Here is a 9,726-nt window from a genome sequence, read left to right on the forward strand (position 1 = left end):
GTGGTGGCCCTTCGGGCCACTTACCATCCACAGGAGCGAGGACGTTCGCTCAACGCGAAAACAGGGTTTGAACTGGGAAAATAGATGGCAACGAGGGTCGTTGAGGCGTAGAGTCAGACCCATCACAACACCTCTTGAAGGAAGGGCTGGCGATGAGTCTCGGACACGACCTCGACCCCTGGGGCACCAACCCCAGCGACGCGATCGACGCCGCCCTGCAGGCCATCGAGTCCTCCCTCCGCGACCTGCTCTCGAGCGACCCTGCCTATTGGCGCACCGGGCAGAAGAAGGGCCTGCTGGAGCGGTTGGAGAAGTTCCAGGCCATGCAGGCCGCGGTGAGGCTCCGGGTGCTCGCGGCCGCTGGCGACATCGCCGAGGAGACCGGAGACAAGGATGCCTCCGCGTGGATGCGGGCCGAGCTCCTCCTCGACAAGGGTGTGGCCAGCTCCCAGATCAAGCTGGCGACCAAAGTGGCGAAGTACGACCTCGTCACAGCCGGTCTGGCCGAAGGCGTGGTGTCTCTGGACAAAGCCCGCGTCATCACCCGGGCGTTGGACAAGGTCCATGCCGACCCGGTCGCGAGCGCCGAGGACCTGGCCCTGGCCGAAAAGCTCCTCGCGGACTACGCGACCCAAATGACGGCGAACGAGCTCCGCATCATCGGCCGGAAGATCCTCACCGAGGTCGACCCCGCCCGGTTCGAAGACGCCGAAGCCAAGGCCCTCCTCGCCGAGGAGGAACGCGCCCACCAGAAGACCGCGCTCCGGGTCTGGGACAACCACGACGGAACCGCCGGGTTCGACGGCGTCTTGCCGACCTCGATCGGGATGCGGTTCAAACGACTCGTCGAGGCCTACGCCCAACCCCGCAAACAACAACTGGTCGAGAAAGGTGCAGGCTTGCCGCCGTGGGAGAGGTTAATGGGCCAGGGGTTCTCCCGCCTGTTGGAGACCCTCGACCCCGCCGGCCTGCCCCGCCACGGTGGGGATGCGACCACCATCAACGTGGCCATCAGTCTCGAGGAGCTCCGCAAGGACCTCGGCATCGCCACCCTGGGTTACGACGAGACCAACGGGACCACGATCACCGCCGCCGAAGCCCGCAAGCTGGCGTGCAACGCCACCATCATCCCCTGGGTCCTCGGTGGTGACGGCGAGGTCCTCGACGCCGGCCGGGCCAGCAGGTTCTTCCAACCGATCCAGCGCAAGGCGCTGCGGCTACAGCAGAAGTGCTGCCAGGCCGAAGGGTGTGACATGCCCCCCGAATGGTGCGACGCCCACCACCTCGATCCCTGGGCTGCAGGTGGCAGGACCAACCTGAAGGACGGGGTCTTGTTGTGTCCGCATCACCATCGTCTGGCACACGCCCCGGCGTACGTCCATGAGCGACTACCAGATGGCACCATCCGATTCACCCGCCGCACCTGATTCCGATCAGACCGCGGGCCACTTTCCGTCCACAACCTGCCCTCGATCCGAGTTATCCACAGCCTCGAGGTCGCTCCTTGCTCGACAACTGCGAGCCGGGAATCGTGGCGCCCATGGGATACCAAACAGACTTCGTCGGATACCTCCAGATCCTGCCTGAGCTCAACGAGGACGAACGCGAGCTCATCAACCGGATCTCCGGCTCGGTCTACGTCGACCGCCGCGAAACCGGGTTGCGAGCACTCGACAACGACAACGCCGCTGCGCTGGCCCTCCAGAGAACGGCGCCTCGCGGATGGTCCAACTGGTCGGCCTGCCCCCAGGGCTGCTGTCTGAGCTACGACGGCGGGGACAAGGCCAACCACATGGTGCCCTGGCTGAAGTTCCTCATGTCGACATACCTGACACCCGGCGCGGCCGCTTCCGGCCGCGATGGGTTCGAGACCTTCACCTGCGATCACGTTCTCAACGGGATGGTGGTCGGTTCCCGAAGGGACAACCGGGAGCTCTATTCGATCACTGCGCGCGACAACGACGTCGAGGTCGAGCTGCTCTGGCCGGGAGTCAAGGACTGGAGCAGCTACCCACCGCTTGCCTACCAGGCCGAGATCGACCGTTTCCGCCAATGGGTGGTCGATCAGCCGTCGGTCGACACTCCAGAGGACTGGCCGCGATGGTCCTAGAACGCTTCCAGCATGCGTGTGACCGTCGTCATGTCCGGCTGGCATCACGTCAGTCCGAAACGGGCTTGGACGCGTGTTCCACGCCGTTCCTAGGCTGCGGATCCAGCGGCCTCCCTCCAGGGAGAGCCATCGCGGAGAGGGCAATCGCATGGGCATGGAGTTCGATCGGCGTTCACTCTTCAAGGTCGGCGCGAGCGTCGTTGGCGGCGGCACGCTGGCCGCGAGCGGGCCGGGAATCCAGCAGGCGGCACAGGCCGCCTCGGTCCCCGAGCGGAGGCTCACGCGCAACGGGGTGGTGGTCGGGTTCGTCATCGGCGAGCCCAAGGTCGTCGACCAGGGCACCCAGGCAGTCGTCGAGGTGCCGGTGCTGGCCGAGGGCGGGAACCGGCTGGCGGTGACCCAGCGCGTACGGCCCAGCGCCGCCGAGCAGATCGCTGCCGGCATCACCTACGGCACCCTCGTCGACTTCGTGGTCAAGCGCGGCGAGGTCGTCGTGGACGACGACCAGACCCAGCCCTTCCACACGGTGCTGACCAAGTCGGCGAGGCCGGTCTTCGCGACGCAGAGATACGGCCCCGAGCTCGCCCCGCGCGACGGCAGCCCGGGCGCGATGGTCGCCGCCGGCTGGGTCTACGCCAAGAGCGCCCGGACCATCACGATCGGCGACGGGCGGCAGGTCACCGAGGACATCGCCGGTCGCCCGCTCCCCCGGCCGAGCAAGCGCTACGAGGAGACCTACCGGGTCGCGCCCGACGTCGAGGTCTACCGAGTGGACACGTCGAGCTGGTCTGCCTCGCAGCCCTCGACGTTCGCCGCGGTGCCGGTGACGCGCGACTACGCCTACAGCACCACGAACCGGCAGGCCGCGTTCGTCGTCTTCGACCGCGACTTCCGGGAGGCCGACGACGCCCGGGTGCGTCAGATCTTCTACTTCACGCCGCAGGACGCCTCGGACGGCAAGCCGGTGTGGGACGTACCCACGCAGAGCGACCTGCTCACCGACAAGGGCGTCGACCCGGTCTCGGGGCAGCGCTACGTGGACATCGTCGCGACCGGTGTCGCCGCGGCGCCCTACACCCGTAGCACCGAGCCCTTCGAGATCGTGCCCGACACCTTCTACTTCGTCGGCGACAACGAGGTGTCCTGCTACCTGTTCAACACCGACATGGGCACCCGGAACCGGCGCGACAACCGGCTGGTCTTGCTCGACACCGGCTGGCCCAACAGCGGTTACCAGTACTGGAAGAACATCGAGGCGATGGGCTTCGACCCACGCGACATCGACGACATCATCATGGCCCACGGGCACGGCGACCACTACGGCACCACGGTCGAGCTGGTCACCATGATCGAGAACGCCGGCGGCACGGTCCGGCTGCACTCGCCGCGCGAGGACATCGTCGGCCTGGGGCAGGACGCCGTGGGCAACACCTGGAACCTGCCACCCGCGCTGCCGGCGACCGAGACCCTGATCAGGGAACGCAGCGACTTCCTGGTCTACGACGAGTGGATGGACTTCGGCAACGTACGCCTGATGCCGCTGTGGTCGCCCGGCCACACCCCCGGGTCGGCCTCGTTCGTGTTCGAGGTGAAGGACCCTCGCGACGGCAGGCGGCTGACCTTCGGCTACATGGGCGGCTACGGCTGGAGCCCGAAGATCGTCTCGCCGACCAACGGCTGGCAGCGACTGGGCTTCCCCTACAACCTCGCCTGGCTCCAGCAGCGCGTCGCACCCGACTACGTCACCGGCCAGCACGCCAACCAGTTCCCGCTGGTCGAGATCTACCAGGCCCTCAAGGCCTACAACAACGACCGGGCCAACCGCGACCGCCAGCTGACCATGCTCGACGCGATGGTCCCGGGCGAATGGGTCAACTACCTCGAGAAGAGGTACGCCACCGCCACCAACGCCATCGCCGACACCCAGCCCGGCTACCAGAGCATCGAGACCTACGGCCCGTTCAAGCCCGGCCGCGAGAACGGCGCCCAGGACGTACGCGTCCGGCTGGTCGACGGCGGCCAGGTGCAGCACGGCTACGACCGCGCACTCAACCGCAACCCGCGGATCCCGCTCCTGGCCGACGGCATCAACATCAAGATCGACAGCTTCGTCCACGACCCCGACGGCTGGTACGTCCAGTTCGAGCTCGACGTCCTCGACTCCTACGGAGGCTTCCTCCCCGGCGTCGGCCCCGTCGAGTCCATCCGCCCCGAGGTCACCGAGATCCTGCGTACGCAGCGTTTCGGGAGCCGCGCCGAGGCGGAGGCGGTGCTCGCCACGGTCAGCGCGGGCGGGACCTACCGGGTCGACCTGACCCCGGCCAGCGCCATCGTCATCCCCACCGACGGCTCCCCCGCTCTCGAGGCCGACTGACGGCGACGCCTCAGCTGTCCTCGGACTCCAGCCGTTCGGTCTCGAGGCGTAGCGCCTCGATCACGCCGGTGACCCAGCGTCCGATGGCGGCGAGCTCGTCCTGATCGAAGCCCTGGTTCATCTGCTCGATCCGCTGGGCGAGCCCGGCCGCCGTCGGACGTGAGGTCTGCTGGAAGTGTGGTGTGGTGTGGATCCGGAACGACCGGCGATCGCGGGAGCTGCGCTCGCGGCGTACGTAGTCCGCGGCGACCAGCTTGTCGACGATCTTGGTGACGGCGGCGTTGCTCAGGCCGGTGGCGGCGGAGAGCTCCCCGGGGGTGATGCCGTCGGGGTGACGGGCCACGAGGTCGAGCATCTTGTGCTCGCTGTTGCCGACACCCAGCCGGCGGGCGATGGCCTCGTGGAACATCACCACATGGAGACTCAGCTCCGCACCGAGTCGGTTGCCGTCCTCGGACATGTGGGCTCCTAATTTGTTTCACCTTGGTGAAATAACAGGCTAGTCTCCGGCCATGAAGATCGAGCTGTCGCCACCCCGGGCGACCACGGAATCCCTGACCTTCGCCGGCGCCCTGCTCCGGTGCTACGTCGCCGCCCTGCTCGTGGGTGCTCCGCTCGCGGCACTGCTGCTGACCCCGGGGCTCATGCGCAGCCGGGTCGCCCTGGTGCCGGGGATCACCTCGTTCGGCATCACCGCGTTCCTGGTGCTGTCCTTCCTGCTGATCGCGGTGGCACCCCGCCTCTCGGCCCGGGTCGCACCCGGTGCCGGATGGCGGCCGGGCCTGGTGCGCAAGGTCGGCCCCGCGCTCCGTCGCGAGCTGCCTCGTCAGTGGTGGGGCCGGGCCGGCGAAGCGCTGCTGATCTTCGTCGCCTCCCAGCTGACCGGCGGCTTCATCGCCTGGATGATGCCCTACATCTGGGCCGACCCGGCTTCGACCGACGACCACGTGATCTGGGTGCTCCACTACCCCAACTACGCGACCCAGGCGGTCTCGATGTACCTCGTCATCTGCCTGGCGGCTGCCTGGTTCGGCACCCGGCTGCGCCAGCTCGCCGTCGACATCGAGTTCGTGGACCACGGACAGCCGGTGTCATAGCCGGCCCGGCCGACGGCTAGCCCCGCAGCACGGCGCGGAGCCGACCCACCTGGGCGGTCCGCTCGGCCAGCCGCTGCTCGTCAAGACTTCTGGCCTGCGCAGCGGCAAGGAGCTCATGAGTACGCCGCACCGCGGTCGCGTCGTGGGCGACGAGCGATGCGACCAGGTCGGCGAGAGTGGCGTCGAGCTCGGCCGCCGGCACGACGCTCTGCGCCAGGCCGATCCGCTCGGCCTCCGCGGCGCCGACCTTACGAGCCGTGGCGCAGATCTCGAGCGCTCGCGAGTAGCCCACGGCATCGACCAGCGGCTTCGTGCCGGCCAGGTCGGGGACCAGCCCCAGCGCCGGCTCCTTCATGCAGACCCAGGCGTCCTCGGCCATGATCCGCAGGTCGCACGCCAGCGCCATCTGGAAGCCCGCACCGATCGCGTACCCGTCGACGACGGCGATCGAGATGAACCTCGGGTCGGCCAGCGCCGCGAACGGCCGCTGGTACTCCCCGATCAGGTCGATGACCTCCTGGTCGCTCCGCGCCAGCGTCGCGACCAGGCTGCCCTCCACCTCGGTCTGACCCGGGTCGACCAGCGACAGGTCCAACCCGGCCGAGAACGTGCCCCCGGCACCGCGCACCACGACGACCCGCACCTCGTCCGGGAGCGAGTCGAGGAACCCCGCGATCGCCGCCCACATCGCCGGATGCTGCGCATTGCGTACGTCAGGACGGTCCAGCAGCACTGTCGCCACCGCACCGTCGACACTAAGACCGACACCTGGCTCGTTCACGTTCATGGCTTCGCTGATCCCTTCGGGCAGGAGCGCGTCAGGCGACGCGGCACACCAACGTAGAGGACCTTCTGCGTTGGTGTGACCGCGCCCCGGCGCGTCAGGGTCTCGCCGCAGCGACCAGTTCCTCCCGGAGCGGGTCGGTGTCGCTAGTGATCCTGCGGCGACGCAACCACCAGACGTACGCAGGTGCGGCCGTCGACGCGGTCGAGGTCGATCGTGCCGCCGTGCGCCCGGGCGATCTCGCGGACGATCGTCAGGCCGAGACCCGGGTCTTGCGGCCAGGTGTGGTCCGGCAGGCCGTCACCCTCGTCGGTGACCGCGAGGACCGCACCGCCGGGCACGGCACCGACCAGGACCTCGATGTCACCGGCGCCGTGTCGGATCGCGTTGTCGACGAGGTTCGACAGGGCCCGGTCCAGCCGGGTGGCGTCGCCGTGGACCTCGACGGGGCGTGGCGCCACCAGCTCGAGGCCACGGCTTCCTGAGGCTGCCCGGAACCGCTCCACGACCCGCCCGGCCAGGGCCACCAGGTCGACCGGACGCGACTCGATCGGCAAGGACAGAGCCCCGGAGCCGGCGCGCTCGAGAAGATCCTCGGCCAGTGCGATCAGGCGTCGCACCTCCTCCTCGACCGAGCTCAGGGCGACCCTCAGCTCCTCGGGCGTCCTCGGCCGAGCCAGCGCGAGCTCGATCTCGGTGAGCATCAGCGCGAGCGGCGTACGCAGGTCGTGGCTGGCATCGGCGACGAACCGCCGCTCCCGCTGCAGGCCGTCGTCGAGGCGCCCGATCATCGCGTTGAGGGTGAGCGCGAGCCGGCGCAGCTCGTCCTCGGCCTCCGGGACCGGCAGGCGTTCACCGGCGCTGCGCGCCGAGATCGTCGCCGCGTGGGAGCGCATCCGCTCGATCGGCCGCAGGCCCACGCCGGCGACGAGGTAGCCGAGCCCGCCGGCGAGGGCCAGGGCGATCGGACCAGCGATCAGCAGCTGGTTGCGCAGGGTGGTGAGGGCCTCGTCCGCGTCCTGACGCGACGTACCGACGACCAGAAAGCCCTCCTCGACCGGCTTGACCAGGAGCAGGAGCCGCTCCCGTTCCGGATCAGGTCGCCCCGCGGCTGCGGCGTCGTCGTCGAAGACGGTCACGGTCTTCACGAGCCAGCCGCCCCGGGCCGACGCCCGCAGCTCGGCGGCATCGAGAAGCGGGCCCGCGACGAGCTCCGAGGACGCCTCGACTTCACCTCCCACGGTGAGGACCTGGGCGTGGACCTCGCCGCCGAGGGCCGAGACGGCTTCCACCAGGTCGCCGTCCTCCGCCTCGAGCCGGTCGGCCTCGGCTCCGACCGAGTCGCGCAGGCGGTCCTCGAGCGCATCGCTGACCCGCAGCTGGACCAGGAGGCCGAGGCCGGTGACCGCGATCACCGTCGCGGCCAGGAACGCGAGCGCGACCCGGGTGCGCAGCGGCCACCGCGCCGGCGACCAGCCCCTCATGACGTCTCCGCGGTGAGTCGGTAGCCCACGCCGCGTACGGTCTGCAAGGTGCTCACGCCGAAGGGCCGGTCGATCTTCGCGCGCAGATAGCGCACGTAGACGTCGACGACGTTGGAGGTGACGTCGTGATGGTCGCCCCACGCCAGACCGAGCAGCTGCTCGCGGGTGAGCGCCTGGTCGTGCCGTCGCATGAGGGCCTCGAGCAGGGTGAGCTCCCTTGTCGACAGCGACAGCTCGGCCGCCCCGCGCCAGGCCCGCCTCGCCGCCGGGTCCATCCGCAGGTCGCCGACCTCCAGCACCACCGGCCTGGGCACGGGGCCGCGCCGGGCCAGTGCGCGCATCCGGGCCAGCAGCTCCTGGAAGGCGAACGGCTTGGCCAGGTAGTCGTCGGCACCGCTGTCCAGGCCGGCGATGCGATCCACGACCGCGGTGCGTGCGGTCAGCATCAGGATCGGGGTCCACACCCGCGCGGCACGGACCCGGCGACAGACCTCGAACCCGTCGATGTCGGGCAGCATGACGTCCAGCAGGATCACGTCGTACTCGCCACCGCGGGCCGACGCGAGAGCCTGCGCGCCGGTTCCGACGGAGTCGACGACGCCGCCGCGCTCGGTGAGCCCGCGGGCGACGAGCGCGGCGAGCTTCGCCTCGTCCTCGACCAGCAGCACCCGCACGTGCTCATGCTAGGCGCGCAGATGAGCGCCGGATGAGAGCCTCATCGACTCCTCATCAGATCGGCCTAGCGTGAGAGACATGAAGATCAAGCTGAACCACAAGAGCATCGCGGTTGTCATCGCAGGCGCGGCCGTGGTCACTGCCGGAACCGTCGGCGCAGCACGTGCACTGTCCGGCGACGAGGACACCACCGAGCGGCCCATCCCCGCCTCCGCGCTCGATCAGGCCGAGCAGGCCGCGCTGGACGAGACCGGCGGCGGCAAGGTCACCGGGACCGAGGTCGACGACGAAGAGAGCAAGTACGAGGTCGAGGTGACCCTCGAGAACGGCGACCAGGTCGACGTCCAGCTCGACGAGCACTTCCAGGTCGTCGGCACCGACGGTGACCACGACTCCGGCTCCGACGACTGACCCGAGGACGTACGATGCCTCGCCTCGCCGTCGCCCTCACCTGCTGTCTGGTGGCGCTGACCGGGTGCGGCGCCGATCCTGTCGCCACGAAGGCGACCGATACCGATCCCAGCGAGTTCACGACCGAGGTAACGAACCCCTGGTTCCCGCTCGAGCCGGGAACGCGCTGGACCTACCGCGAGACCACCGAGGACGGCGAAACCCTCGACGTGATCGTCACCGCCACCTCGGTCACCCACGAGATCGCCAACGGCGCCACCGCCCGGGTCGTACGCGACACCGTCACCCGCGACGGAGAGGTTCTCGAGGACACCCTCGACTGGTACGCCCAGGACGGGGCCGGCACGGTCTGGTACCTCGGCGAGGACACCGCCGAGTTCGAGAGCGGACAGGTCGCCACCCGCGAGGGGTCGTTCGAGGCCGGGGTGGACACGGCCCGGGCCGGAGTCATCATGCCCGCCTCGCCGGAGGTCGGGACGAGCTACCGGCAGGAGTTCTACAAGGGCCATGCCGAGGACGAGGGCGAGGTCCTCGCGACCGGCCGGCATGCGACGGTGCCCGCCGGCGACTACCGCGACCTGCTGCTGACCGCCGACACCACGCCGCTCGAACCCGACGTGCTGGAGCACAAGTACTACGCGTCGGAGGTGGGACTGGTGCTCACCATCGACAAGGAGACCGGCGGTCGCGAGGAGCTCCTCTCGGTCACGCAGGTCTCATCTGCGGAGGCTCGCCGCGCCGGCGAAGCACGGCTGGGCGAGGCGTACTGACCTTGCACCGCAGGCCCGGCG

At 69.3% G+C, this 9,726-nt stretch carries 10 protein-coding genes; 6 read left to right on the forward strand and 4 right to left on the reverse strand.

Going from position 1 to position 9,726, the window contains the following annotated elements; all coding sequences use genetic code 11:
- The first annotated feature begins 152 nt into the window (after positions 1-152).
- The 3 genes from ACFU7D_RS26340 (at position 153) to ACFU7D_RS26350 (ending at position 4,484) form a co-directional block, all read left to right on the forward strand.
- Positions 153-1,427, forward strand: coding sequence for a DUF222 domain-containing protein (locus ACFU7D_RS26340; RefSeq protein ID WP_378872968.1), 1,275 nt, complete (start codon positions 153-155; stop codon positions 1,425-1,427).
- Between the two features lie 113 nt (positions 1,428-1,540).
- On the forward strand, positions 1,541-2,110 hold the full coding sequence (locus ACFU7D_RS26345; protein WP_378872970.1) for a hypothetical protein: 570 nt from the start codon (positions 1,541-1,543) through the stop codon (positions 2,108-2,110).
- A 148-nt stretch (positions 2,111-2,258) separates the two neighbouring features.
- Positions 2,259-4,484 (forward strand): MBL fold metallo-hydrolase, encoded by a 2,226-nt coding sequence (locus tag ACFU7D_RS26350; RefSeq protein WP_378872972.1) that lies wholly within the window; start codon positions 2,259-2,261, stop codon positions 4,482-4,484.
- Positions 4,485-4,494: 10 nt separating this feature from the next.
- Here ACFU7D_RS26350 and ACFU7D_RS26355 read toward each other — a convergent pair whose 3' ends face one another.
- Positions 4,495-4,944 (reverse strand): MarR family winged helix-turn-helix transcriptional regulator, encoded by a 450-nt coding sequence (locus ACFU7D_RS26355; protein WP_378724455.1) that lies wholly within the window; start codon positions 4,942-4,944, stop codon positions 4,495-4,497.
- A gap of 52 nt (positions 4,945-4,996) precedes the next feature.
- Here ACFU7D_RS26355 and ACFU7D_RS26360 point away from each other — a divergent pair, with 52 nt between their 5' ends.
- Positions 4,997-5,581 carry a hypothetical protein gene (locus tag ACFU7D_RS26360; protein ID WP_378872974.1) on the forward strand — a complete coding sequence of 195 codons (585 nt, stop codon included), beginning with the start codon at positions 4,997-4,999 and terminating at the stop codon, positions 5,579-5,581.
- Between the two features lie 16 nt (positions 5,582-5,597).
- Here the strand turns inward: ACFU7D_RS26360 and ACFU7D_RS26365 are convergent, their stop codons facing one another.
- From ACFU7D_RS26365 to ACFU7D_RS26375, 3 genes are all read right to left on the reverse strand, one after another.
- A complete protein-coding gene (locus tag ACFU7D_RS26365; RefSeq protein ID WP_378872976.1) occupies positions 5,598-6,368 on the reverse strand; it encodes an enoyl-CoA hydratase/isomerase family protein in 771 nt (256 codons plus the stop codon).
- Between the two features lie 143 nt (positions 6,369-6,511).
- Positions 6,512-7,849 carry an ATP-binding protein gene (locus tag ACFU7D_RS26370; protein ID WP_378872978.1) on the reverse strand — a complete coding sequence of 446 codons (1,338 nt, stop codon included), beginning with the start codon at positions 7,847-7,849 and terminating at the stop codon, positions 6,512-6,514.
- Positions 7,846-8,523 (reverse strand): response regulator transcription factor, encoded by a 678-nt coding sequence (locus ACFU7D_RS26375; protein WP_378724462.1) that lies wholly within the window; start codon positions 8,521-8,523, stop codon positions 7,846-7,848. Before ACFU7D_RS26375 ends, ACFU7D_RS26370 begins: the two co-directional genes overlap by 4 nt.
- 79 nt (positions 8,524-8,602) lie before the next feature.
- Between ACFU7D_RS26375 and ACFU7D_RS26380 the strand changes: the two genes are divergently transcribed.
- Positions 8,603-8,935 carry a hypothetical protein gene (locus ACFU7D_RS26380; RefSeq protein WP_378872980.1) on the forward strand — a complete coding sequence of 111 codons (333 nt, stop codon included), beginning with the start codon at positions 8,603-8,605 and terminating at the stop codon, positions 8,933-8,935.
- A gap of 14 nt (positions 8,936-8,949) precedes the next feature.
- Positions 8,950-9,705, forward strand: a complete 756-nt coding sequence (locus ACFU7D_RS26385; RefSeq protein WP_378872982.1) for a hypothetical protein — start codon at positions 8,950-8,952, stop codon at positions 9,703-9,705.
- Positions 9,706-9,726: the final 21 nt, after the last annotated feature.

The sequence above is a fragment of the Nocardioides sp. NPDC057577 genome, assembly GCF_042801335.1.
Classification (GTDB): Bacteria; Actinomycetota; Actinomycetes; order Propionibacteriales; family Nocardioidaceae; genus Nocardioides.

What these genes read in the sequence shown, in the direction of transcription:
- ACFU7D_RS26340 (WP_378872968.1), top strand. Translation starts at nt 153, where the DNA reads ATGAGTCTCGGACACGACCTCGACCCCTGGGGCACCAACCCCAGCGAC.
- ACFU7D_RS26345 (WP_378872970.1), top strand. Translation starts at nt 1,541, where the DNA reads ATGGGATACCAAACAGACTTCGTCGGATACCTCCAGATCCTGCCTGAG.
- ACFU7D_RS26350 (WP_378872972.1), top strand. Translation starts at nt 2,259, where the DNA reads ATGGGCATGGAGTTCGATCGGCGTTCACTCTTCAAGGTCGGCGCGAGC.
- ACFU7D_RS26355 (WP_378724455.1), bottom strand. Translation starts at nt 4,944, where the DNA reads ATGTCCGAGGACGGCAACCGACTCGGTGCGGAGCTGAGTCTCCATGTG.
- ACFU7D_RS26360 (WP_378872974.1), top strand. Translation starts at nt 4,997, where the DNA reads ATGAAGATCGAGCTGTCGCCACCCCGGGCGACCACGGAATCCCTGACC.
- ACFU7D_RS26365 (WP_378872976.1), bottom strand. Translation starts at nt 6,368, where the DNA reads ATGAACGTGAACGAGCCAGGTGTCGGTCTTAGTGTCGACGGTGCGGTG.
- ACFU7D_RS26370 (WP_378872978.1), bottom strand. Translation starts at nt 7,849, where the DNA reads ATGAGGGGCTGGTCGCCGGCGCGGTGGCCGCTGCGCACCCGGGTCGCG.
- ACFU7D_RS26380 (WP_378872980.1), top strand. Translation starts at nt 8,603, where the DNA reads ATGAAGATCAAGCTGAACCACAAGAGCATCGCGGTTGTCATCGCAGGC.
- ACFU7D_RS26385 (WP_378872982.1), top strand. Translation starts at nt 8,950, where the DNA reads ATGCCTCGCCTCGCCGTCGCCCTCACCTGCTGTCTGGTGGCGCTGACC.